Source organism: Salinigranum halophilum, from assembly GCF_007004735.1.
Lineage (GTDB): Archaea > Halobacteriota > Halobacteria > Halobacteriales > Haloferacaceae > Salinigranum > Salinigranum halophilum.
The window spans coordinates 239,353-262,511 of record NZ_SSNL01000005.1 but is presented as its reverse complement, the minus strand read 5'-3'; the positions used below and the strand labels follow the sequence as shown (position 1 = coordinate 262,511).

Genomic DNA, 23,159 nt, shown 5'->3' with positions numbered 1-23,159 from the left:
GACGGCGAGACAGCGACGACGCGGCTCGTCGCCTTACTCTTCTTCCTCTTCTTCCTCTTCTTCGATCTCGGCCGCGTCCTCGAGCGCGCCCCGCAGTTGTGGCATCACGCCGGTCAACTCGGCGACCTGCTCGCGCGCCTCGGTGACCGTCTCGATGAGCGCCTCGAGCGTCTCTATCTCCTCTTCTAGATCTTCCGCGTCCTCGAAGGCGTCGGCGCGAGAGCCGATGACGTACCACTTCTTGGCCTGTCGGAGTTCCTCGGTGGCGTCGCCGACGTCGAGCGACGACTTCAGTCCGTTGAGGACGCCGAGCACGTTGTCCGCGTCGGTCTCCCAGACGTCGTCGGGGGCGGGAAGCTCCGCGCGTGCCGCGTCGAGGTGTGCTTCGACGTCCTCGCGCATCTCCGCCGCGGCTTCGCCGAACAGGTCGTCGTCGCCGAGCTGGGCCTGACTGCTCATACCACGGGTTCGACCCGGTTCGAGTTAAACACCTGCCGCGAAGTGAAAGTGAACAGCGCCGCGAGCGTCCCGGTATCGGCGGTCTACGGCCGACGGGGTCACTCGACGGAGACGAGCTTCATGAGCGGGTACCCGTCTTCCATCTCCATCCGCGTTCGGACCACCGACGCCCGGTACTCGATGCGCATCTCGACGTCCATCAGGCTCCCCGTGAGCTCGGTGTAGTCGTTCTCGTGGTCGATGGCGGCGGCGACGCGCTCCTCGTGGATGTCGACGGTGACGGCGACGCAGTACGGCTGGTTCTCGATCGACTCCTCCATCGCCCGTTCGAGGCTGTCGATACTCCGCGGCGAGACCGGCGTCCCGGCGAACTGGTGATAGAGCGACCCGAACTTGATGCCGGCCTCGAAACACGCCTGCTCCGCGTCGGTAGCCATGGCGACACTGCGCGCCGGCGCTCCAAGAGTCCACGGGTCTCGGTCGCTCGACACGCGCAGTCTCGTTCGAACCGCACCTTACTTACGCCCCCCATGCACAACCACAACTCGAATGGACAAGCCGGTTCTCTTGACAGGGGCGGGCGGTCGCGTCGGGCAGGCCATCCTCGGCCACCTCGGCGACCGCTACCACTGGCGACTGCTCGACCGCGAACCCCTGTCGAGCGACAAGATTCCCGAAACCGTGTCGGATGCCGACGTGTTCGTCGCTGACGTCACGGATGACTACGCCGTCAGGAACGCGGTCGACGGCGTCGGTGCAGTCATCCACCTCGCGGGTGACCCCCGGCCCGAGGCGCCGTGGGACTCCGTCCTTCGGAACAACATCGACGGGACGCAGACGATGCTCGAAGCGGCCGCCGGTGCCGGCGTCGAGAAGTTCGCCTTCGCCTCCTCGAACCACGCCGTCGGCGCGTACGAGACGGAAGACCGCACCCCAGACATGTACCGAACCGACGACCAGTTCCGCCTCGACGGCTCCGAACTCCCCCGACCGGGGAACCTCTACGGCGTCTCGAAGGCTGCCGGCGAGACGCTCGGACGCTACTACCACGACCAGTCGGGGATGAGCGTGGTCTGCGTCCGCATCGGCAACCTCACCCGCGGGCACCCACCGCGGAACTACGAGCGCGGCCAGGCGATGTGGCTCTCGTACCGCGACTGCGCTCACCTTTTCGACCGCTGTCTGCAGGCTGACTACGCGTACGAGGTCGTCTACGGTATCTCGGACAACGACCGGAAGTACTACTCCATCGAGCGCGCGAAGACGGTGCTGGGGTACGACCCACGGGACAACTCCGCGGACTACCACGACGACGGCACGCCGAAAGAACACCTCGCGGAGTAGTCACGCCGGGACGCTCACTCGAACAACCCCTCGACGTCGGTCTCTTCTCGTCGCCGCCGCCGGACGTGGTCGCGGAGTCGAGTGTAGACGAGGTTGCGCCGTTCGGGGGTTCCGACGAAGTCGACGACGAGACTTCGGAACTGTGACCGGGCGGTCGCTTCCTCCGCACGGGCGTAGTCGACCGCCCGCGCCAGCACCTCCTCGTCGAAGCCGTACTCCTCCGCGACGACGTCGGCCGCGATCGCGAGCGCGTCGAGTGAGAGGGTCTCGGCGGTGAGTCGTTCCCCCTCGTAGCGGAGTCCCGGTGGCGACGCACGCTCCGTGGACTCGGGGTCGGCCGCGACGCGCGAGAGGTACGTTCGGACCGTCGCGAGGTCCACCCCGCGGTACTCCGGGTTCAGTCCTTCGAGGTACTCTCCCGCCGACGTTGCGAGTTTTCGCGCCCCGCTCCAGTTGCGCCGCCGACCGTGGTAGACGACGGCGGTGAACTGGATCAGGCCGTGGAGGAACCGCTCCTCCGCTGTCCCCCGCTCCAGTTCGAGCCACGTCGCCTCCCAGGCGTCGTGGGCCGCGTGATGCTCCCCGGCGTTGTAGACGGCGACGCCAGCGGTCAGCGCGTGCTCTATACTCGACATCGTGTCAGTTATTATCACCTCGGTCGCTCCCGCTGATATACTTATGTGTCCGCGTCGCCTCGAACTGTTGTGGTAGCACGTCACACTCGCCGCACCGGCCGGCGCGGCCCCGGCGGTTGCGTCTGCATCGACTGCGGGACCCGCTACCTGGTCACGAACACGTACAAGGGCAACTACTGTCCGGCGTGTCACGAGACGTGGGTCGCCCGGCACCGGGGCGACGACTCCACGACACCGCCGTCACCGCGGCTCGGTCCCTCCCGTCGTCCGGTGGTCGAAGCCGACGAGGACCCCGACGACGAGACCAACGGGACCGACGACCCCGACGACACGTACGCTTCGGCGTGACCGACGGTCCCCGCTCGCCGCCGTCGAACCGAGCGGTCGCCTACGGCGCGCCAGCGACGCCCACGTCCCGTCCAGTGAGTCCGGAGACGAAGTCGCCGAGTTCACGGTTGAACCGCTCTGGTTCCTCCCAGAACGGACAGTGACTGCTCTCCGCGAAGGTCACCAGTTCCGACGCCGGCATCTGCTCGTGCATCCACTCGCCGAGTGGGCCCGGGAATATCGCGCTCTGTCCGCCGTAGAGGAGGAGCGTCGGCACGTCGACCTCGCCCACCAGTTCCCGAAAGTCCGCGGCCGCCATCTCTTCCAACATGGACACCGCCACCGACGTCGGCGTCTTCAGCATCTCCGCGTACATCTCGTCGACGGTCGTATCCGACGGCTGTTCGACGAAGAACGCCGGAAGGAGCTGTCCCTTCACGAATCCCGCACGGTCGGTCCGGAGCGCCTCGACGACCCCCGTCACCGCCTCGGGCGAGAACTCGCCGAACAGCGGGTACTCCCACCCACCGTCGACGTGCCAGTACGGACTCATGTCAACGAAGCCGAACGCGCGGACGTCCGCGTCCCCGAACTGCTCGAAGTAACGCAGTGCGATGTGCGTCCCCATCGACCAGCCGACCAGGGTCACGTCCTCCAGGTCGAGCGACTCGACGAGATGACGGACGTCGCGCGCGTACTGCGCCAGTGTGTGCCCGTCGTCGGTCTTTCCCGAGAGACCGTGACCCCGGAGGTCGAGCGCGACCACGTGATGTGACTCCGCGAGCGCCGGGACGTTCTTCTGCCACCAGTATTCGGCGTTACACGTCCACCCGTGTACCAGAAGCAGTGTCTCCCCCTCCCCGTGTTCTTCGTAGTACAGCGGGACGCCGTCCGGTGTCTCAAGGTACACCATCCCTCGTCGTACGACGTGAAAGAAGATATACATTTTTCGGGGTGGTCGTGACTGTCTCATCGTGCGAACTGTTGTCACAGTCTTACGTGACGTGTGGCTCGCCTGCGTAACGCTCCACGTCCTCGGTCGAGGCGAGTGACACGGAGGTCGCTCACCGCTTTGCACTCGGAAGAATGACGTCCTGACGGAGTCCCACACGAACGCAGTGAGTGTGGGGCACGTCAGGTCGCGAATGAAATGAGCGTCCTGACGGAGATTTGAACTCCGGTCCCTGGCTCCGCAAGCCAAGAGGATAGTCCACTACCCTACCAGGACTCATCTATCGATACCGCCGTCCCACATAAGACGGTTACGATTCACTCGGTCGGCGGCAGGCAATCTCACGCGCTCGTCGGCCGGTCGCACGGCTCGACTCGCGGAGACGGCGACCACCCTCGATACCGGGGCGGGCCGGACGGAGGTTCAAGTACGAAGCCGCGGCTACCTCTGCTCGATGCGTTTCCGAGCGAATCAATCGAAATCGACGGACGTGAGGGCTATCAGGCCCGTTCTACGCGAGCAAAGACAAGCCTTAAGCGCGACTCCACCCTGGTCGTGAACAGATTATGGGTGTCATCGAGGATGTCTACGAGGACGTCTCGCCCGACGTCGGCTTCGAGGAGTTCGAGGCCGCCGTCCAGGAGAAGGTGGAACAGATGGGGGGCCTCGCAGACGAGGAGACGGCCGCGATGCTCGTCGCCCACGAGCTGGAGGACGCCGGCGGCGAAGTGTCGGGAATCGCCGACGTCGAACCCGGAATGGACGAGGTGAAGTTCGTCGCCAAGGTCGTCAGCGTCGGCGAACTCCGGACGTTCGAGCGTGACGGCGAGGACGAGGACGGCAAGGTCGTGAACGTCGAAGTCGCCGACGAGACCGGCCGTATCCGCACCGCGCTGTGGGACGAGGCCGCCGAGGCCGCCGTCGACGAGCTCGAGGTCGGCCAGGTGCTCCGCATCGCGGGCCGACCCAAGGAGGGGTACAACGGCGTCGAAGTGAACGTCGACCGCGTCGAACCCGACGCCGACACCGAGGTCGACGTGCAGGTGCTCGACACCTACCGGGTGGAGGACCTCTCGCTCGGGCTCTCGGACGTCAACCTCGCCGGGCGCGTCCTCGCGACGGACTCCATCAGAACGTTCGACCGCGACGACGGCTCCGAGGGACGGGTCGCCAACGTCGTGCTCGGTGACCCCACCGGGCGCGTCCGCGTCACACTCTGGGACGAGCGCGCGGACCTCGCGACCGAGTTCTCCGAGGGCGAATCCGTCGAAGTCGTCGACGGCTACGTCCGCGAACGCGACGGCGACCTCGAACTCCACGTCGGCAACCGTGGGAGCATCGAACGCGTCGACGAGGACATCGAGTACGTGCCGGAGACGGCCCCCATCGGCGGGCTGGAAATCGGCCAGACCGTCGACGTCGCCGGCGGCGTCATCGAACTCGACGAGAAGCGGACGTTCGACCGCGACGACGGCTCGCAGGGGCAGGTGCGGAACGTCCGCATCAAGGACGAGACCGGCGACATCCGCGTCGCGCTCTGGGGCGACAAGGCCGACGCCGACATCGACCTCGGGCAGTACGCCGTGTTCACCGACGTCCAGGTCAAAGACGGATGGCAAGACGAGTTGGAGTGCTCGGCCAACTGGCGCTCGACCGTCTCGGTCCTCGACGAGCGACCCGACGACGCCCCGACACACGAGGCACCCGCCGGCGCGGCGACCGCCGAGACCGCGTCCAGCGCGCAGGGACAGGGAAGCCTCGCCTCGTTCGACGCGTCGGACGCCTCCGCCGATGGCTCTCCGTCCGCGTCGGACGCCTCGGCCGAGACCCCCACGACCGAGACGGACGACGCCGGTGCCGACCCCGCCGAGATCGAGTTCACCGGGACCGTCGTCCAGGCCGGCAGTCCGGTGGTACTCGACGACGGCACGGAGACGTACAGCGTCGACACCGACGCCAGCCTCCGTCTCGGCGAGGAGGTCACCGTCCGCGGTCGCGTCCGTGACGGGCGCATCGACGCCGAAGACGTCTTCTGAGCCACGCTCGTCTGCCGACGGAAAGGATTATACGGCGGGTAACCTGGATAATTGTGTATGAGTGTCGAGCTCCCGTTCGCCCCAGTCGACTCCATCATCCGACGGAACGCGGGTGAGCTTCGGGTGAGCGCCGATGCCGCGGAGGAACTCGCTCGGCGCATCCAAGAGCACGGGTCGACGCTGGCCATCGACGCGGCCGAGCGCGCGACGACGGACGGCCGGAAGACGTTGATGGCCTCGGATTTCGACGTCGAACAGGTCGTCGACCGGGGGACGCTCGAACTCCCCGTCGCGCCCGTCGACCGCATCGCCCGCCTCCAGATCGACGACCGGTACCGGGTGTCGATGGAGGCGCGCATCGCCCTGGCCGACGTGCTCGAGGACTACGCCGACAACGTCGCGGCGGCGGCAGCCATCCTGGCTCGTCACGCCGACCGCCGAACCATCCAGGCGGAGGACATCGAGACGTACTTCGCCCTCTTCACGTAGCCATGCAGTTCGGCTACAGCGAGACCTGTCTCGAACACGACACGGGGGACCGACACCCGGAGACGCCGGACCGCCTGCGCGCCATCCGGCGCGCGCTCGCGAAGCGCCACGGCGTCGACTACGTCGAGTCGCAACCCGTCGAACAGGCGCGCCTCGAAGCCGTCCACGACGCCGACTACATCGCCGAAATCAAGGAGTTCTGTGAGGACGGCGGCGGCAACTGGGACCCCGACACCGTCGCGAGCGGGTCGACCTGGGAGGCGACGCTCGCGAGCGCCGGCCTCGCCGAGTGGGCCGCCCGCGAGGCCGTCGCCGGCGCCGACGGCCGCGAGACGCCCTTCGCGCTCGGCCGCCCCCCGGGACACCACGCCGTCGAGGACGATGCGATGGGCTTCTGTTTCGTCAACAACGCAGCCGTCGCCGCCCAGGCACTTCTCGACGACGGCGAGGCCGACCGCGTCGCCATCTTCGACTGGGACGTCCACCACGGCAACGGGACGCAGGACATCTTCTACGAGCGCGGCGACGTCTTCTACGCCTCGTTCCACGAGGACGGCCTCTACCCCGGCACCGGAAAGGTATCCGAGACGGGCGAGGGTGCGGGCGAAGGGACGAACCTCAACGTTCCGCTCGCCGCGGGCGCGGGTGACGGCGACTACCTCTACGCTGTCGACGAGACGCTCGCGCCCGCTCTCGAGCGGTTCGACCCGGACCTCCTCATCGTCAGCGCCGGCTTCGACGCCCACCGCCACGACCCCATCTCGCGGATGCGCGTCTCGACCGAGGGCTACGCCCTCCTCACCGACCGCGTCCGCGACGTCGCCGACGCCTCGAACGCCGGCCTCTCGTTCGTCCTCGAAGGCGGCTACGGGCTCGACACGCTCTCCGACGGGGTCGCCACGGTCCACGAGACGTTCGACGGCCGCCGGCCCATCGACCCCGACGAGGGACCGAACGAGAAGACGGAACTCCTCGTCGAGGACGTCCGCGACGCGTTCGACCTCTGACGTCGCTGCCTGTTCAGGGCCGCGGCTCGAAGTACCGCGCCAACTCGGTGCCGAACTCCTCGGCCAGCGTCGCCACCGCGTCGCCGGCGAGGACGTCGTAGCCCGTCTCGAGCGTCGACTCGACGTGTTTGCCGAGAGCCACGTCCAACACCGCGTCGCTCGCGAGGAACGCGCGAGCGTCCGTCCACCCCCGAGGACGCTCGACCACGTACCGGTCCCCCTCGATGAACGGGCCGTACACGTCCTCGTCGTCCGCGTACGCCTCGAAGAACCCCTCCGCGTGCGCCCGGACGTGAACCGGTGGCCCTTCGTGTCGCGCCACCGCGGGGAGCGTTCGTGTCTCGACCTCGAACAGGAGCACCGCGTGCGCGTCGGCGAACGCCGCGCTCCTGAGGACGCCGAAGCCGAGGCTGTCGAGTTCGCGTCCGATTCCGCCCAGCGACTTCGTCAGCTGGGGGTACAGCTGGTCGTCGACGAGGTCCGGCGCGTCGAACTTGACGGCGAGCGGGGTCGTCTCCCGCCGCTGGAGGTGGGCACGAACCGCGTCTTCGGTGAGCGGCGCAGGGTCGCGCTCGAAGAAGCGGTCCGTCCGCGGCTGGTCGACGAGGTCGCGGGCGTAGTGCTGGAGGCGGGCCACGTTCGTGGCCGAGCAGACCGCGGCGACGTTCCGCGCGGGGTCGGTCGGGTCGACGACCACGAGTGGGTCGTCGTGGTCGCGGGTGCCGTGTCCCTCGGGGTCGAACTCGACGGGTGGGTGCCAGTCTGCCGCGGCCTCCAGGAGGGCCACGACACCGCCGTACTCCAAGACGAGAAGCTCCGTGAGATAGCCGGAGAATCCCCTGGTTCGCAGGTTCGAGCCGTACGCGCCGACGCCCTTGAGAAAGCGCTTGAACACGCGGACGTCCCGGGCGAGGTCGTCGGTGATGCGCGCGGTCAGATAGGCGTTGTGAAACGGCGTCCGGTCGACGGCCGACTGCGTCTTCGAGGCGTCGTCGACGTCGTAACACGGGACCAGGTCGACGTCGAAGCCGTCGAACGTGCCCGTGACGTACGGGTGTTCGGCGTACTCCTCGTGGCCCTCGGGGAGGACGGCCCTCCCCACGACGAGGCCGTACGTCTCCAGCGCCTCGCGGTCGATGGTCGACGGGAACCGGACGAACAGGTCGATGTCGCGGTCGCCGGACAGCCACGTCCCGCGCGCCGTCGACCCCACCTGGAGCACGTCGGTCGCGGCTACGACCTCGGCCGGGATGTCGGACTCCGCGAGGGCGTGCGCGACCCGCTCTGTGAGCGTGTCGACCGCGGCCGCGAGTCGCTCCCGTTCGGCCGCGTCGGGTCGCACCTGCTCGTCGACGGTAGCGACGACGTCCTCGAGTTCGGTCATCGCCCCCGATTGTCCGCCGTCGCGCGAAAGCGTGTCGGTCCTCCCTCGCTCGACTGTGTGCGCCACCCTGGCGCGGGCGGGTGAAAACGAAAGCCCTATCAAATCAACTCCAGTACGAGAGAGTGCGTCGAACGTGACGCGAGCCATCGTAGCTCAGCTGGTAGAGCGCCTCGCTGTTACGGTGAATCAGTCTCTGGCTGTTCGCCGCAGAGACGAGGTGGTCCCAGGTTCGAGTCCTGGCGATGGCGCTTCTCTTCACTCCGCTTCGTTCGACCGTCCCAACGCTGTGTCGAGCGCGCACTCCGTGTGCCAGTTGATTCCGACTCGCTGACTGTTCGCGGGGGGTTCGTCCGGGAGTCGCATCTTTCCTGCCGACACGTCGTCCACGTCGACGAGAGACGTCCGTCCAGGACAGAGCTGTCGACGACGTCGTCGCGGTCGTCGGCTTCGCTCTCGGCCCCCTCCGCTCGTGAGCGGGTACTGCCCGTCTCGAACGTCACGGTTACGTCCGTTCGCCCCCCGTCCTCGACTGCACCCGATAGAACCCGTTTCTGTAGTCGACGACCCGGTCGGAGGGGTCGTTGTCGTACGCCGGGAAGACAACCGGAACTCCGCGTGTGAGGTGTTCGGCTGTGACGAGTGCCTCGGTCGCCTGTCCACGGAGGTGTGGCCGTCCAGCCGTGCGAAGTAGCTGGCGTCGTCGGTCATCGTCACACCAGACGAGTGGACGGTGCTTGGAGTCGCGTGAGGGAAAGCGAAATCACTTTCAGTACCTCTCGAATACGCGAAGACGCCTGCCATCGTAGCTCAGCTGGTAGAGCGCCTCGCTGTTACGGTGAGTCAGTCCCTGGCTGGTCGCCGCAGAGACGAGGTGGTCCCAGGTTCGAGTCCTGGCGATGGCGCTCCTCTCTCGGTCGGTTTCGCGGGTCGTTTCGGACCGTCCGGTAGGCACCACAGCGTCCCGTCCCTCTGGGTGTGTCGTGAAACAGCCTCCCGAACGCTGTTCGAGTCGCTAGTTCTAAGACGGGTGGCCTGTTCTCCCGAGACACGGGCCCTTAGCTCAGTGGTCAGAGCGCTCGGCTCATAACCGGGTGGTCATGGGTTCGAACCCCATAGGGCCCATCTGAGTGTCCGAGCGACAGCGAGGGCCGAACGTCTCCTCGGCGGGCCTATGAGTTCTGCTGCGAGCGATGCGAGCAGCGACTGCTGCACCGCTGGAGGTTCGAGCCCTGCCAGTCGCGCGCGGCGAACGCAGTGAACGAACACGTCTGGAACCGGTTCGAACCCCACAGGCCCGATCGAATCGCGACCCCAGCCCCTCCCCCCTTCTCGTCTTCCCCCGGCCTCGCGCTCTTCCGACCGCCGAACCGTCCGTCGTCACTCGTCAGTCGTCGGCGACCGGGCGCGGCTTCGTCGGCGCTGGCTCGGTCTCGACCGCCGCCCGAGCCGGCTCCCGCGCGACCCAGGACAGCTCACCGTCGTAGTGGAACGCTCTGTCGTCCTGTTCGGGGTCGACGACCGTCAGCGACAGCCAGCCGTTGGCTGCCAGTCCGGCGAGGTGCGCGTGACGGTCGAGCACCTCGGTCACCCGGTCGACCGGCGCGTAGAGCACGACCGACAGCCGCAGTGGCTGGTGATACGGGACGTCGTCCGCCGCCAGCAACGACTGGAGCGGGAGGCCGGTCATCAGGTCGCCGCCGTTGCCCTGATAGACGCCGACGTTGCCGACGGGGTTCTGCGTCACCTTCGACCCGCTGCCGTACACCGCGTTGTCGACGCTCGCGAAGTAGTACTGGGTGTTGATCCACTGCGTCACGACCATCGGACCGGTCATGATCGACTCCAGCGCGGCTCCGCCCTGGTCTTCGGCGGGGTCGTACGAGTGGAGGAACGACCGTCCGTCGAGGTGTAGGTCGGCGGTGAGGTCACGCGGGCCGACCACGAAGGACGCGTTGCCGGCCAGACCCCACTCGGGGCGGGTCTCCGCCCAGTCGGCGGCGCGGCGCTCCGTCTCGCGGACGCCGGTGGAGGGGTCATCGTCCGCCGACCCCATCCGTTCTGCCGCCGCCGCCGTGCGCGCCGTCGCGAGCGACTCGCGGAGCCGTTCGATATCGGCCTCGTGACTCTGGGGAACGCTCCGGTCGTAGAGGGTGACCTCGTCCGTCGTCGTGTTGTGCTCGCCGGCGACGAAGACGGTGTCAGCGGGGATGTCGAACCCGCGGTCGCGGAGGGCCTCTCTGACCGCCTCGTCGTTACAGATGGCCGCGAGCACGCGGGCGTTCGGCCCGCCGGGGTTGCCGGCGCAGGCGCCGCAGTCGAGGCTCGACTCGAACGGATTGTTCGCCGTCTCGCTGGCGTGGCCGGTGAAGACGACGACGCGGGCGAACTCCGTCCAGCCCATCAGTTCGAAGGCGGTGGCGGCGTACTCGACCTGCTCGTCGACCGTGAGGCCCTCCCGCAGCGGCCCGTGGGCGTCCGGGTTGTACGCGACGGAGGGTTCGCAGAACTCGTGTTCGCCCGGTGCCCGGTCGGCGGCTTCGAGCGCGTCGGCGACGCGAGCGGGCAGCAGTGTCCGGGCGGCCAGCGCCGCGCCGTAGCCCGCGCCCGCGCTCTCGACGAAGCTGAACGCGGTCACGGCGTTCGACGTCAGGTCCTTCAACGCCTTCCGGCCCGCCTCACGGAGGCGCCGCCAGCCCTCGTAGTCGTCCCGCGTACAGGCGGCGTCTCCGGCGGGGCGGTTCGTGATTCGATGCGTCGCGTCGACGATTGGCGGACACGCGTCGACGGCAACGTCGGCGTCGTACCCTTTGTACTGCATCGGGATACCGAAGAAGCCGGCGTAGCCGTGGGTCTCGTACGGCCCGGCTGCCTCGACGTGCCGGCGGATGACCTCCGACCGCGTGTCGATACAGAACACCAACTGTGCGGCCGGCCTGTCGGCGTCCTCGGTGTCCGCCTCGGCCTCGTCGGTCACCGCCGCGACCAGCTCCTCCCGATAGGTCGTCTCCCACGCCGTGAGCCAGACCTCGGGGAGCGGGACGGTGTCGTCCCCGTCGTCGCCCTCGTCACTGGCGCTGTCGACCGCAGCGCGGGCGGTGGCCTCGGTGTCTGCGCCCTCCGGTGGGGCGAGCGGCGAACCGAACCCGTCTGCTAGCGCCAGGCGGACGGCCAGATACCCCGCCAGGGTTATCGGATAGCTGGACTGCCACGCGCCGCCGTTCGCGACACGTTGTCTGACCAGCCCCGTCCATCCGGGAAGGGCGGCGAGGTGGTACTCGAAGACGTGCTCCCACTCCGCTTTCGGATGGTCCGACAGCAGCCGTTCGAGCGCGTCGACGGGGTCGTCGGGGAGGGAGCCGAACGCGGCCCGGTCCGGCAGCTCGCCGTCGTAGCGGGCGAGTGTCCGGACGGCGTGGTAGAACCCCTGCTCGCGGTTCGGCATCGGCCAGTCGGCCTGTCCCTCGTCGAGGAACGCGGCCAGCCACTTCGTCAGCACCTGGTCGACGCGGTCCTCGGGGGTCTCGTCCCGTTCGTCGTCCGCTCCGTCCTCCGCCTCCGCCTCCGCCTCTGCCTCTGCCTCTGCCGACGCCATCCGCGTCAAGAGCGCGTCGGGGTCGTTCGTGTACCCGTGGTCGGCCAACTCGGCCGCCAGGATGTCGGGGTCGATCTGGCCGCTCTCCCAGGCGCGACGGAACACGTCCGCGCTGGGGTAGCCGTGCCCACCGAACAGCCGTCCGCCCATCCGAACGGCCTCGTGGAAGGGGCGCGATTCGAACCCGGCGAGCGGGTTGGCGGTCACGAACGAGTGCAGCGGCCACACCGGGCCGACACTCGTTGCCGCCCGTTCGATGCTGTCGTGGATCTCCGTCTCAGTACTCATTGTACTCCTCCGTCTTCGTCAGCAGGGTACGCTTCGGTGGCTGCGTCGCGTTCAAGAGCGCGACGTACAGCCGCTGGCTGTGCTGGTAACGGCCGGTCTCGGTGACCACGTAGGTGACGACGAACGCGGCGACGACGACACCGACGGGAACGCTCAGCGGTAGCGGTGCGGTGACGATGGCGAGGTCGGCCAGCAGCCGCGTGACCGCGGTGTACACCGCCGCGTACACCGCGATGGCGGGAAGGAAGACGAGCGGCACCGCGCCGTAGCGGACGGTCGCCGGGAGCGCGGTGCGCCCGACGACGGTCCGGGCCGCCTGCAGGGTCATCAACACGACGAGCAGCGCCAGTAACACGCCGCTGTCGAGGCTCGTGCCCTTGCCCGTGAGAATCGCGAACAGCGCCCCGCCGACGAGTGCCGTCGACAGGACGACTGCGGTGCCGACCAGGCCGGGAGTCTCCGACCCCGACCTGGACGCGGCCGGCGCGGTCCGGCTCACCTGCTCACCCGAGGAGAGGAACAGGTAGGCCTTGTAGAACCCGTGGAGGATGAGGTGGGTAATCGCGGCGCCGAAGAAGCCGAGGCCGACCTGCATAATCATGAACCCCATCTGCCCGACCGTCGAGCAGCCGAGTTGGCGCTTGACGTCTGACTGAACGGATTTCGCGAGTTTTCCGCCCAGGGCGCTCGCCGCCCCAACGACGACCACGAGCAGCAGCAGGGTCGGGTCGACGGTCACCACGGGGCCGAACCGCACCAGCAGGATGCCGCCCGCGTTGACGAAGCCGGCGTGCATCAGCGCCGACGCCGGCGTCGGTGCCGTCATCGAGGAGAGCAGCCAGGTGTGAAACGGCAACAGCGCGGACTGGACCATCGCCGCGAGGACGAGCGCCACGGCCGCGACCAACACCGTGGTCGACGCGCCCCCGTCGACTGCCGTCGCGAGACCGGAGACGGTCACCGCACCGGTCGTGTTCCACAGCACCGCGACGGCGACGACGAGCAGGCCAGTGCTCGCCAGGAAGTACCGGCGTGCGACCGTCGCTGCGGCCTGCGCCTGCGGCCAGTCACGGGCGTATCCGATGAGGTCGGCCATCACCAGCCCCATCGCCAGCCACGCGGCCGCGAACACGACGACGTGGTCGGCTGCGACCAGCACCATCACTGCCAGCGTGAACGCGAACACACGCGTGAAGAACCGGGTGAGGTCCCGGCTCCCGGCCATGTACCGGCGCGAGTAGCTGTGGACGATGCCGCTGAAGAACGTGACGACCACCCACATCAGGAGGGTCAGGCCGTCGACGACGAACACGCCGGCGACGTCCCACGGGCCACCGGCGGTGAGTCGAGCGGCGAGCAGACCCGTGCTCAGTAGCCAGAGCACCCAGACGAGTCGCGTGAACACCGCCGGCACCACAGTCGTCGATTCCGTCGTCTCGGTCGGGAGCTGTCCCACCAGCCGCGTATGGTTCGGTCCTTTCATCGTTCGAGCTACCGTCGGGCGACGCCGCCGAGAGACCTCCGCACGGTTCTCCGGGCGTCCGGATTCGCCGACGCTACCTCTCTATGGAACGTAATGCCTAATAAAACTCTCTAATCGAACAAATCGTTCTTTGAAAAATCATTTAGGACTATTCTGTCCTACGTTCTCGTTCGACGGAGAGACACTCCAACCGGATAGACGGCCTCCCCGGACAGATGCGGCTGTGTGGACGAGAAGTCCAGCTGAACCGGCTGTGACGCGTCTGTCGGACGGTGAAGGCTAGAGTCGCGTTGTACTCGAAGAGCGACCCCTCTCGCGGGTCGAACGGCGCACCTGGCCGGCGGCGCGCGTCACTCGGGAGCGAACTCGCCGAACGGTGTCGACTCGTGGCTTCGGACGAGGACCTCGTCGGCGACCGTCAGTCCCATATCCAGCAGCTCCTGTGCGATCGGCGTGATGTCGTCGTCGGACTCTCCCACGGCGGTCACGAGCAGGTTTCGCTCGCCGGTGACCAGCTCCTGGACCGAGACGACGCCGTCGACGGCCAGGATGTCGGGGATGCGTTCACCGCGCTCGGGAATCGAGGCCGTACAGAACAGGAGCATCCGGAGGGGGTAGCCCGACTTCCCGTAGTCGACGTCGGCGCTGTACCCCTTGATGATGCCGTTCGACTCGAGGCGTTTGATGCGCTTCCGAACCGTACTCCCCGCGATACCGGCTCGGTCGGCGATCTCGTCCGAAGAGAGGTTCCGCGCGTCCTCCTGCAGCGCGTGGAGGATCGCCCGGTCGACGTCGTCGATCTCGTCGTCTCGCATGGCTCACAGTTGTGCCATCGCACCCAAAGGGATGTCGCTGACGTGCGGGTCTCAGTGACAGACCGCCTCGACGTGGTCGACGAGCGACGTCAGCCGGTCGTCGTCTTCGAGCGCCTCACACAGCGCCTCGCTCTCCATCGCGAGGACGTACGCGGGGCGACCCTTCCCGACGGCGGACGTGTCGCCGACGTCGGCGCGGTCGACCAGTCCGGTGTCTTCGAGTTCGTTGAGCGCGCGGGCGACGTCGGCTTCCGAGAGCCGTCCGACGACGTCGCCGTCGACGTCGCCGAGGTTGTCGATACAGACGCTCACGACCTCGCCCGCGTGTGCGGGGACCGCGTCGCTCCCGCCCAACTCGGCGATTCCGAGCAGCACCACCCGATGCGTGAGTGTCGTCGCTTCGACGTCGGTGAGTTCGCTCATACACTCACGTCAACTAGACGTGACAAAACGATTGTGGGTTCGGGCGAACGCTCAAATACGGAGCCGCGGCCACCCTGTGCCGTGACCTGACCGTCGACACACGGTGGCCGCGGCTGTCCGGCACCACACCGTGTGACCGAATCAGTGCCGGCTATCAGCCTCTTCATCGCGCACAACGAGCGGTCCGCTTCCCGAGTGACACTGCGGAGGCGGCCCCCGGGACTGGGCGAACTCAGGCCTCGCCGTACACCGGTACGGCGGCCCCGCTCGTCACCCCAGAGGCGTCGCTACAGAGGAAGCAGATGACCTCGGCGATCTCCGCGGGCGTCGGCCACGAGTCGTGGTCGGCGTCGGGCATCATCTCGCGGTTCGCCGGGGTGTCGATGACGCTCGGCATGATGGCGTTCGCGCGCACCTCGCCACGGTTCTCTTCGGCGATGCTCTCGGTGATGAGTCGGACGCCGGCCTTCGTCGCGCGGTAGACGCTGTCGCCCGTTCCTCCTTCGAGCGACGACCGCGCGGAGACGGAGACGATCGCTCCTCCGTCGGACTCCCGCAGGTGAGACAGCGCGTGTTTCGACGCGAGGAACATGGTCTTGAGGTTGACGTCGAAGAGGAAGTCGAACAGTTCGACGTCCGTCTCGTCGACGGGACTCCCGCCGCGCCAGGTCCCGGCGACGTTGACGAGCGCGTCGATGCCGCCGTGTGCGTCGACCACGCGTTCGACGGTGTCGGCGACTGCCTCTTCGTCGGTGAAGTCTCCCTGGTAGTACGTCGCCCCGTCGGGGAGGTCGACCTCGTCCGGCTCCAGCAGGTCCGCGGCGGCGACGGTCGCCCCGCCGGCGGTGAACGCCTCGACGACGCCCCCGCCGAGTGCTCCGCCCGCTCCGGTCACCAGTACTACCTGCCCCTCGAAATCGTACTCGACTGACATACCTCATCCGTGGTCGGAGACGACATAAAAGATGCGTCGGCGCGTGGTTCCGTCTCGGTGTGGGTCCTCTGTCCGTGCCGACGCTGTCGTCGGCAGTGCCGTACGCCAGTACTGGTGTCCCGCCGCAACGTTCCGAGAGCGTGACGGGACACGGAACGACAGTTGTGGCCTCTCACGCGCGCGCTTCCTCGTCGGGCTCGACTAAGACGACGGCCTCGCCCTCGATGACCTGCTCGCCGTCGTCGTCGTACACGGTCGTGTGGAGCCGGAACCGGCCCCCGCCGAGGGCGTCGACCACCTCACAGACGGCGGTCACGCGGTCCCCGACCGCGACCGGGCCGACGAACCGGACGCTCTGTGAGAGGTAGATGACGAGCCCGGGCAACCGGGCGAGCGCGGCGCTCACGACACCGAGCGTGAGGACGCCGTGGGCGATTCGGTGTCCGAATCGGGTCGTCTCGGCGTACTCGGCGTCGAGGTGCAGCGGGTTCTCGTCGCCGCTCGCGCGGGCGAACGCCCGGACGTCGCCGTCGCCGAGCCGCTTCGAGAACCGGGCGACGTCGCCGACGTCGATGCCAGGCGCGGCGCGGTCCTCGTACGCGTACTCCCCGCCGCTTCGCGTTGTCACGTCCGACAGCGACAGTCCCGGCAGATAGTACGAGAGCTCCCGGACCGAGACGACGCCGGCGAGCGCACCGTCGTCGAGAACGGGGACCTGGTCGATGCCGTGTTCGCGGAGGGCCTCGGCGGCCGTCTCGATACCGGCTTCGGCGTCGACCGTCACGACCGGCGCGGACAGACAGTCGGCAGCGGTCGTCTCGTCGAGCGGGCTGTCGGCGACGACGAGCGCGAGGACGTCCGAGTCGGTGACGATACCGACCGGCGCGCCCGTCCTGTCGACGACGAGGACGGACCCGACGTCGGCCTCGTGGAGCTGTCGGACCAGCGTCCGCGCCGAGGCGTCCGGCGTGACGGTCTCGACGTCCCGCCGCATCACCTCGCGGACGGCGACGTCGAACGTGGTGAGTCGCTCCTCCCGCGTACGGTCGTCGTCGGCTGGCGGCATGGACGTCTGTTCGCTGCGGCGACACTTAACGCGTTCCGCCGGTGTCCGTCGCTCGCCGTCCCGCCCACGCCGGAGGCGTCGCGTCGTCCTGATCGTGGTTTTCGGTACTCTGTCACGTGGTTTCGCCCTGAAATCCGGTCCGTCGATGGAAAACTACATTAACGACCATGGATAAAATCTGGACCGAGGATACTGTATATGTCTGACACGAACGACTGCGACGCCGGCTCCACCGGGGGGGCGAGTCGGGACGCAGCCCCGTTCGGTCTCGACCTCGGGCCCGAACCGGACGCTGACGCCGACACTGTGAGACACTTCTGCGGTCACGTCGAGGAGTACGACGACGCGCCCGACGAGTGTACCATCTTCCCGCGGGTCCCCTCGGAGGACCTCCCGCGGACGACAGCCTGGCTGACCGCACAGGAAGGGTCGTACCTCTCTCTCGAAGAGAACCGGTGAGCGGCCCGCTCCGTCGTCTCGGCCGGCCGTCGCCCGCGCGAACCCACGTCACCCATAGGAACTAACCGCTCGTCGCTCCATCCTCGGCTATGACTCTCCGTCGGACACGTGACTGCCCCCCGGGTCTTTCTCGCCTCGTCCGGACGGGGCACCGGCGACAACCGCGCCGACAGCCCACTCGGGTGGAGCACACATGACTGCCGCCTTGCCGTTCGTCGTCGAGCGCGCGTCGACGGCCGGTGCGCTCGCACAGACGGCGACCGATACGGTCCTCACCCCGACCACGGCCGTCCTCGGCGCAGCCGCCATCGTCGTGCTCCTCGGCGTCTCCGCGTTCTTCTCCGGGAGCGAGATCGCCATCTTCTCGATGGAACGGCACCGCCTCTCGGCTCTCCTCGAAACCGACGAGGAGGTCGACCCGCGCGCCGTGGTGCTCCAGCGACTTCGCGAGGACCCGCACCGACTCCTCGTCACCATCCTCGTCGGAAACAACATGGTCAACATCGCGATGGCGAGTATCGCCTCGGTCCTCCTGGCGGCGACGCTCTCGCCCGAACTCGCCGTCGTCGCGACGACGCTCGGTATGAGCGCGCTCGTCCTCGTCTTCGGCGAGATTACGCCCAAGTCGTACGGTGTCGCCAACGCCGAACGCCTCGCGCTCCGCGTCGCGGGCCCGCTCCGGACCATCGAGCGCCTGCTCTTCCCGCTCGTCTCCCTCTTCGACGTCGTCTCCCGCGGACTCAACCGGTTCACCGGCGGCGGCAGCGACATCGAGCGCCCCTACATCACCCGCGAGGAGATCGAGGCACTCCTGAAGACGGGCGAGCGCGTCGGCGCGATCGAGGAGACCGAACACGAGATGGTCGAGGGCGTCTTCGAACTCGGCTCGACAACCGCGCGGGAAGTGATGGTCCCACGGGTGAACCTCGTCGCCGTCGACGTGGAGACGCCCCTCGACGAGGTCATCGAAGTGTGTGCGACGAACCGCCTCACGCGGGTCCCCGTCTACCAGGGTACGCTCGACCACGTCGTCGGGATTGCCGACATCCGCGACGCCGAGCGCGCCCGCCGCGAGGGTGACACGCTCGACGACGTCCTCCTCCCCACCCTGCAGGTCCCCGAGGGCCGCGAGATCGACGACCTCCTCGCCGAGATGCAGAAAGAACGCGTCACGATGGTCATCGTCCGCGACGAGTTCGGCGAGACCGAGGGGATTCTCACCGTCGAGGACATCCTCGAGGAGATCGTCGGGGAGATATTCGAGGTGGGCGAGGAACGGCTCATCCGTCCCACGACGGACGGTCTCGTGGTCAAAGGCGAGGTGACCGTGGGCGAGGTGAACGACGTCCTCGGCGTCGACCTCGTCACCGAGGGCGAGTTCGAGACCGTCGCCGGGCTCATCAACGCCGAACTCGGCCGCATCGGCGACGTCGGCGACAGCGTCGTCGTCGACGACGTCTCCCTTGACGTCGAGCGCGTCGACGGTCACCGTATCCGCCGGGTCCGCATCCGCCCGGTCGTCGACGACGCGGCGGCCACAACTGACGGTGACGAGAGCGCGACCGAGGAGAGAGCGTCGGACCCGGGGGCGCAGTCGAACGTGTCACCTGACGCCGACGAACGCTGACCTCCCGACGAACGCTGCGACCGTGGCGGGCCGCCCTCGTCCCGCGCGCTGCCACAACCCTTTGGACGGTTCGGTCCCTCGCTCGGACCGTGCCGCTCGATATCGAGTCGTTCGCTATCCAGTCAGAGCGCGTGATGCGGTGGCTAGAGATGGGGGCCGCGTACTTCCTGGTGGCGCTGTTTGCCATCGGCGTCTTCGACCTCGGACTGTCCCTGTACGAACTGCTCGTCTCGGGGCGATTCACCGACCCCAACGCCGTCATCGACCTCATCGACACCGTCCTCCTCCTCTTGATTATCGTCGAGGTGTTCCAGACCGTAATCGCTTTCAGCCGGAACGAGCCCGTCATCCGCATCGTCATCAACGCGGCGCTCATCGCCATCGCCCGGAAGGTCATCAGCTACCGTCCGGGTGAGTACGCCTCCATCGAAGACGCCTTCGTCGCGGCGGGGTCGTTCACGCTCCTCTTGGCTGTGCTCATTCTCGCGTTCTTCGTCATCCGCCAGGTCGACATCGAACCGCTCGAATCAGAGCTCTAGTGACTACCGCTCTGCGAGTTCGGCTTTCGCTTCGCGGAACAGTCCGTCGAGGATTTCCGGGGTCGTGGGGTGGTACGCCCGGTCGGGGACCTCGTGGACGTCGAGCCCCATCTCGACGGCGAACTGCATCGTCTTCGCCATCACGTCCGCGTGATAGTGCATCCCCTGATACCCCAACACGGTCCCGTCGCCGCGGACGACGAGCGTCGCCAGCCCCCGGGGGGCGGCCTTCGTCTTGAACACGCCGTCGTCGCTGGCGCGTCGCGTGACCGTGACGTGGTCGATTCCGGCTTCTGTGGCAGACGCCGCCGAGTGGCCGACGCGGACGTAGGGGTAGACGCCCGCCGCCGAGAAGACGACGTGGTGGTGGACGTTCTGGTACTCGACCAGCTCTGTGCCCGTCGCGTGCGCAAGGATGTTGTCGGCCGCGACGAACCCCTGTTCCTTGGCGACGTGGAGGATGGGTTCTTTCCCGTTCACGTCGCCGACGACGAACAGCCGGGGGTCCTCGCGCGCCTGCATCGTGTCGTCGACCCATCCTCGTCCCGGCTCGACGGCGGTGTTCTCTAGGCCGAGCCCGTCCACGTCCGGCCGCCGCCCCGTGAAGACGAAGAGCGCCGCTGCCTCGCGCGTCTCCGCCTCTCCGTCGTGTTCGAGATGCATCCGGACACCCTCGTCTGTCGCCTCGACCCGCTGTTCGTACGCGTGGGTGAGCACCTCGATATCGAACTCCTCGCGGTAGATGTCGAGCAGCTCGTCGCCGAAGTCGGGGTCGGCCTCGTCCAGCGGGCGCGCGTCGTGTTCGACGACGGTGAGGTCGACGCCGGCTTCGGCCAGGTAGGGCACCAGCTCCAGCCCGATGTACCCGAACCCCATGACGACGCCCGACTCGGGCAGCGAGGTGGCGTCGAGGACGTCCGCGCTCGTGAGCGGGTCGACCGTGTCGATGCCGGGCAGGTCCGGGACGTTGATGGTCGACCCGGTGGCGACGACGACGTAGTCGGGGGTGAGTTCGTCGCCGCTCGGGGCGAGTCTGAGCGTCCGGTCGTCGACGAACGTCGCCCGCTCGTGACGGAACTCGACGCCCTCCCGTTCGGCCATGTCGTGGACGGCCGCCCGGCGGTGGCGCGCGAAGTTCTCGACGTGGCCGTCCTTCGTCTCGACCACTCGTTCGAGGTCCAACTCCGGTGTCGTCCCGCGCAGCCGGTCGTCGTGGCGGGCGCTGTAGCGGTGGCCCGCGGCCGAGATGACCTCCTTCGACGGCATACAGCCCCGGAGGATACAGAGCCCCCCGCCGGGGTCGCCATCGTCGACGAGCGTCAGCCGCGAGAGTTCGTCCCCGAGGTGGTCGACGAGGCGGCCGGCGACGGCGGTTCCGGCACTCCCGTACGCACCGATGAGCGCGACGTGCATACCCCGAGTCCGCCGGAGAGCAGGAAAGTGGTTGCGGTGGTCGTGCGTCTCGGACGCCGACCCGCGCCGTCGCGGCGACGCCCGCGCCCCGTCTACCGCGAGATACTGTCGCCGTCCTCGGCGATGACCGCCTCGACCTCCGCGGGCGTGACCAGCGCGAGGTCGCCGTCGATGGTCCGTTTGAGCGAGGCCGTCGCCGCGCCGTAGGTGAGACACCGCTCGACGTCGGCTCCCGCGGCCCGAGCGGTGAGAAAGCCGCCGACGAAGGCGTCGCCCGTGCCGATGGCGTCGAACGTGTCGGCCTCGAACACCGGCTGCTCGTACACCTCGCCGCCGCGGATGCCCAGCGCGCCCTGCTCCCCGCGGGTGAGGACGACCGTGTCGGAGCCGAACTCCGTCGCCAGGCCGTGTGCGAGCTGGACCGCGTCGCCGTCGCGGTCGAGGACCTCGCGGGCGTCGCGCTCGGCCGCGAACAGCACGTCCACGTGGGGCAAGAGCGCCTCGTACGTCTCCTTCGCCGCTGTGGGCGACCACAGCTTCGACCGGTAGTTCAGGTCGAACGCCGTCGTCGTCCCGCCCTGCGTCGCGACCTCGAACAGCGCGGCCGTCGTCTCTCGGAGCGTCTCCGAGAGTGCGGGGGTGATGCCGCTGGTGTAGAAGGTGTCCGCGTTCGCGACGACGCCCGTCGCGAGCTCCTCGGGCGTCGCCGTCGTCACCGAGGCGTCGGCCCGGTCGTAGATGACCTCCGTCCCGCGCGGCGCGCCGCCGTGTTCGAGGTAGTAGGTCCCGAGGCGCTTCTCGTCGCGTTTGTCCCACACGACGCCGGTCCGGACGCCGTGACCGCGGAGTTCGCGCACGACCCGCCGACCGAGCGGTGAGTCGGGGAGTTTCGAGAGCCACACCGAGTCGAGTCCGAGCAGCGAGGCCGCCACGGCGACGTTGCTCTCGGCCCCGCCCGCCTGGACGTCGAACGAACGGGTCCGTTCGAGCCGCTCACCGCGCGGCGGCGAGAGTCGAAGCATCGTCTCGCCGAAGGTCACGAGGTCTGTCATACCCCCGGCTTCGACGCTCCCGTACAAAAGTCCGGGCGATTGCGCCCGTGGGTCAGTCGTTGGCCTGCGCCTGGTCGAACTGCCGTGGTGGGAGGCGGAGTTCGTCGAGCCCGGGCAGGTGTTTGACGTTGAAGACGACCTTCGCCTCGTCGGTGGTCGGCGCGCTGATACACGACAGTCGGATGCCCTGGTCGATGAACTCCGGCGTGAGAATCTGTCCCGCCGGCATCTCCATCTCCCCCTCGACGACCGCGACGGCACAGTTCGCACACGCCCCGCCGCGACACGAGTACGGCCACGTGAAGCCGCGCTCCTCGGCGGCCTCCAGGAGTGACTCCCGTGGCCTGACGAGGACGCGCCCGTAGTCGTCGGGCGCGAGGTCCGCCGCCGACGCCTTCTCGAAGAGGTCGTCGTCGTCGAGGCTCCACCCGTGGTCCGAGAGGACGTCGTAGTTGAGGAACTCGACCCGTCGCCCGTCCACGTCCGCGTCCGCGTCCGCGTCCCCGTCGACGCCGGCTGCCTCGTCCGCCCCCTCCGATTCGGCCGCGTCCGCCGATTCGGCCGCCTCGGCCTCGGAGCCGTCGTCGTGTCCGTTCGAGGCCGGGGGTGCGGGGTCCTCCCACTCGGCCTCGGGGTCGACCAGTTCGCCGGACTTGACCTGTTCGTACGCCGCCCTGACGCGCTGGAACTCCACGGCCGAGCCGCCCTGGTCGGGATGGGTCTCCAGAACGCGCTTGCGGTACGCCCGGTCGATTTCCGCTTCGCTCGCGTCTGGTTCGATCGAGAGCACGTCGAAGGGGCTGTCCACGATGGCACTAGCGAACTCGTGATATTA

General features: G+C 68.1%; 22 protein-coding genes, 4 tRNA genes and 1 pseudogene. 11 read left to right on the top strand and 16 right to left on the bottom strand.

Annotation, left to right across the window (positions count from 1 at the left end; translation table 11 throughout):
* Positions 1–33 precede the first annotated feature (33 nt).
* Entirely contained in the window at positions 34–459 is a 426-nt protein-coding gene (locus E6N53_RS13485) for a DUF5790 family protein (RefSeq protein WP_142860052.1), read from the bottom strand.
* A gap of 98 nt (positions 460–557) precedes the next feature.
* Positions 558–896, bottom strand: a complete 339-nt coding sequence (locus E6N53_RS13480) for a dihydroneopterin aldolase family protein (protein WP_142860050.1) — start codon at positions 894–896, stop codon at positions 558–560.
* Positions 897–1,008: 112 nt separating this feature from the next.
* Here E6N53_RS13480 and azf point away from each other — a divergent pair, with 112 nt between their 5' ends.
* Positions 1,009–1,803, top strand: a complete 795-nt coding sequence (azf, locus tag E6N53_RS13475; RefSeq protein ID WP_136590618.1) for an NAD-dependent glucose-6-phosphate dehydrogenase Azf — start codon at positions 1,009–1,011, stop codon at positions 1,801–1,803.
* Between the two features lie 14 nt (positions 1,804–1,817).
* Here azf and E6N53_RS13470 read toward each other — a convergent pair whose 3' ends face one another.
* Complete coding sequence (locus tag E6N53_RS13470; RefSeq protein WP_142860439.1) at positions 1,818–2,429, bottom strand: DUF309 domain-containing protein; 612 nt, start codon at positions 2,427–2,429, stop codon at positions 1,818–1,820.
* A 78-nt stretch (positions 2,430–2,507) separates the two neighbouring features.
* Here E6N53_RS13470 and E6N53_RS13465 point away from each other — a divergent pair, with 78 nt between their 5' ends.
* Complete coding sequence (locus E6N53_RS13465) at positions 2,508–2,786, top strand: DUF7564 family protein (protein WP_142860048.1); 279 nt, start codon at positions 2,508–2,510, stop codon at positions 2,784–2,786.
* Between the two features lie 40 nt (positions 2,787–2,826).
* On the opposite strand, the gene E6N53_RS13460 is transcribed toward E6N53_RS13465, so the two are convergent.
* Both E6N53_RS13460 and E6N53_RS13455 read right to left on the bottom strand, forming a co-directional pair.
* Positions 2,827–3,678 carry an alpha/beta fold hydrolase gene (locus tag E6N53_RS13460; protein WP_142860046.1) on the bottom strand — a complete coding sequence of 284 codons (852 nt, stop codon included), beginning with the start codon at positions 3,676–3,678 and terminating at the stop codon, positions 2,827–2,829.
* A 242-nt stretch (positions 3,679–3,920) separates the two neighbouring features.
* Positions 3,921–3,993: transfer RNA gene (locus E6N53_RS13455), tRNA-Arg, on the bottom strand.
* 290 nt (positions 3,994–4,283) lie between these two features.
* Between E6N53_RS13455 and E6N53_RS13450 the strand changes: the two genes are divergently transcribed.
* The 3 genes from E6N53_RS13450 to E6N53_RS13440 are packed head-to-tail and all read left to right on the top strand — an operon-like array spanning position 4,284 to position 7,249.
* Positions 4,284–5,753: a single-stranded DNA binding protein gene (locus tag E6N53_RS13450; protein WP_142860044.1), complete on the top strand. Its 1,470-nt coding sequence runs from the start codon at positions 4,284–4,286 to the stop codon at positions 5,751–5,753.
* Between the two features lie 57 nt (positions 5,754–5,810).
* Positions 5,811–6,242 (top strand): histone, encoded by a 432-nt coding sequence (locus E6N53_RS13445; RefSeq protein ID WP_136590614.1) that lies wholly within the window; start codon positions 5,811–5,813, stop codon positions 6,240–6,242.
* 2 nt (positions 6,243–6,244) lie between these two features.
* Complete coding sequence (locus E6N53_RS13440) at positions 6,245–7,249, top strand: histone deacetylase family protein (RefSeq protein WP_142860042.1); 1,005 nt, start codon at positions 6,245–6,247, stop codon at positions 7,247–7,249.
* 13 nt (positions 7,250–7,262) lie between these two features.
* Here the strand turns inward: E6N53_RS13440 and cca are convergent, their stop codons facing one another.
* Positions 7,263–8,633 carry a CCA tRNA nucleotidyltransferase gene (cca, locus tag E6N53_RS13435; protein ID WP_142860040.1) on the bottom strand — a complete coding sequence of 457 codons (1,371 nt, stop codon included), beginning with the start codon at positions 8,631–8,633 and terminating at the stop codon, positions 7,263–7,265.
* Between the two features lie 142 nt (positions 8,634–8,775).
* On the opposite strand from cca, the gene E6N53_RS13430 reads away from it, so the two are divergent.
* Positions 8,776–8,881 (top strand) — tRNA-Asn (locus E6N53_RS13430).
* Between the two features lie 254 nt (positions 8,882–9,135).
* On the opposite strand, the pseudogene E6N53_RS21640 reads toward E6N53_RS13430, so the two are convergent.
* Positions 9,136–9,288, bottom strand: a pseudogene (locus tag E6N53_RS21640) (group I intron-associated PD-(D/E)XK endonuclease); the annotation flags it as partial.
* A gap of 141 nt (positions 9,289–9,429) precedes the next feature.
* Between E6N53_RS21640 and E6N53_RS13425 the strand changes: the two are divergent.
* Positions 9,430–9,535: transfer RNA gene (locus E6N53_RS13425), tRNA-Asn, on the top strand.
* A 147-nt stretch (positions 9,536–9,682) separates the two neighbouring features.
* A tRNA-Ile gene (locus E6N53_RS13420) sits at positions 9,683–9,755 on the top strand.
* Positions 9,756–10,017: 262 nt separating this feature from the next.
* On the opposite strand, the gene E6N53_RS13415 is transcribed toward E6N53_RS13420, so the two are convergent.
* The 6 genes from E6N53_RS13415 to E6N53_RS13390 all read right to left on the bottom strand — a co-directional run bounded on the left by E6N53_RS13415 (position 10,018) and on the right by E6N53_RS13390 (position 17,234).
* Positions 10,018–12,513, bottom strand: a complete 2,496-nt coding sequence (locus E6N53_RS13415; RefSeq protein WP_142860038.1) for a DUF2309 domain-containing protein — start codon at positions 12,511–12,513, stop codon at positions 10,018–10,020.
* Positions 12,503–13,996, bottom strand: coding sequence for a proton-conducting transporter transmembrane domain-containing protein (locus E6N53_RS13410; RefSeq protein ID WP_142860036.1), 1,494 nt, complete (start codon positions 13,994–13,996; stop codon positions 12,503–12,505). Before E6N53_RS13410 ends, E6N53_RS13415 begins: the two co-directional genes overlap by 11 nt.
* Positions 13,997–14,346: 350 nt before the next feature.
* Positions 14,347–14,811, bottom strand: a complete 465-nt coding sequence (locus E6N53_RS13405; RefSeq protein WP_136590599.1) for an Lrp/AsnC family transcriptional regulator — start codon at positions 14,809–14,811, stop codon at positions 14,347–14,349.
* A gap of 51 nt (positions 14,812–14,862) precedes the next feature.
* The gene (locus tag E6N53_RS13400; protein WP_142860034.1) at positions 14,863–15,234 is read right to left on the bottom strand and encodes a Cdc6/Cdc18 family protein; all 372 of its coding nucleotides are present in this window, start codon (positions 15,232–15,234) and stop codon (positions 14,863–14,865) included.
* A gap of 232 nt (positions 15,235–15,466) precedes the next feature.
* Positions 15,467–16,168: an SDR family oxidoreductase gene (locus E6N53_RS13395; RefSeq protein WP_142860032.1), complete on the bottom strand. Its 702-nt coding sequence runs from the start codon at positions 16,166–16,168 to the stop codon at positions 15,467–15,469.
* A gap of 172 nt (positions 16,169–16,340) precedes the next feature.
* Positions 16,341–17,234, bottom strand: a complete 894-nt coding sequence (locus E6N53_RS13390; protein ID WP_236642366.1) for a CBS domain-containing protein — start codon at positions 17,232–17,234, stop codon at positions 16,341–16,343.
* A gap of 198 nt (positions 17,235–17,432) precedes the next feature.
* On the opposite strand from E6N53_RS13390, the gene E6N53_RS13385 reads away from it, so the two are divergent.
* From E6N53_RS13385 to E6N53_RS13375, 3 genes are all read left to right on the top strand, one after another.
* The gene (locus tag E6N53_RS13385; protein WP_142860030.1) at positions 17,433–17,693 is read left to right on the top strand and encodes a DUF7511 domain-containing protein; all 261 of its coding nucleotides are present in this window, start codon (positions 17,433–17,435) and stop codon (positions 17,691–17,693) included.
* A gap of 193 nt (positions 17,694–17,886) precedes the next feature.
* The gene (locus E6N53_RS13380) at positions 17,887–19,320 is read left to right on the top strand and encodes a hemolysin family protein (RefSeq protein ID WP_142860028.1); all 1,434 of its coding nucleotides are present in this window, start codon (positions 17,887–17,889) and stop codon (positions 19,318–19,320) included.
* 134 nt (positions 19,321–19,454) lie between these two features.
* A complete protein-coding gene (locus E6N53_RS13375) occupies positions 19,455–19,859 on the top strand; it encodes a phosphate-starvation-inducible PsiE family protein (protein ID WP_142860437.1) in 405 nt (134 codons plus the stop codon).
* Between the two features lie 3 nt (positions 19,860–19,862).
* Here the strand turns inward: E6N53_RS13375 and E6N53_RS13370 are convergent, their stop codons facing one another.
* The 3 genes from E6N53_RS13370 to fer form a co-directional block, all read right to left on the bottom strand.
* The gene (locus E6N53_RS13370; protein WP_142860026.1) at positions 19,863–21,272 is read right to left on the bottom strand and encodes a dihydrolipoyl dehydrogenase family protein; all 1,410 of its coding nucleotides are present in this window, start codon (positions 21,270–21,272) and stop codon (positions 19,863–19,865) included.
* 92 nt (positions 21,273–21,364) lie between these two features.
* Positions 21,365–22,324 carry a bifunctional 2-dehydro-3-deoxygluconokinase/2-dehydro-3-deoxygalactonokinase gene (gene kdgK1 / locus E6N53_RS13365; protein ID WP_142860023.1) on the bottom strand — a complete coding sequence of 320 codons (960 nt, stop codon included), beginning with the start codon at positions 22,322–22,324 and terminating at the stop codon, positions 21,365–21,367.
* 52 nt (positions 22,325–22,376) lie between these two features.
* Positions 22,377–23,132 (bottom strand): ferredoxin Fer, encoded by a 756-nt coding sequence (gene fer, locus E6N53_RS13360; RefSeq protein ID WP_136590592.1) that lies wholly within the window; start codon positions 23,130–23,132, stop codon positions 22,377–22,379.
* Positions 23,133–23,159 lie beyond the last annotated feature (27 nt).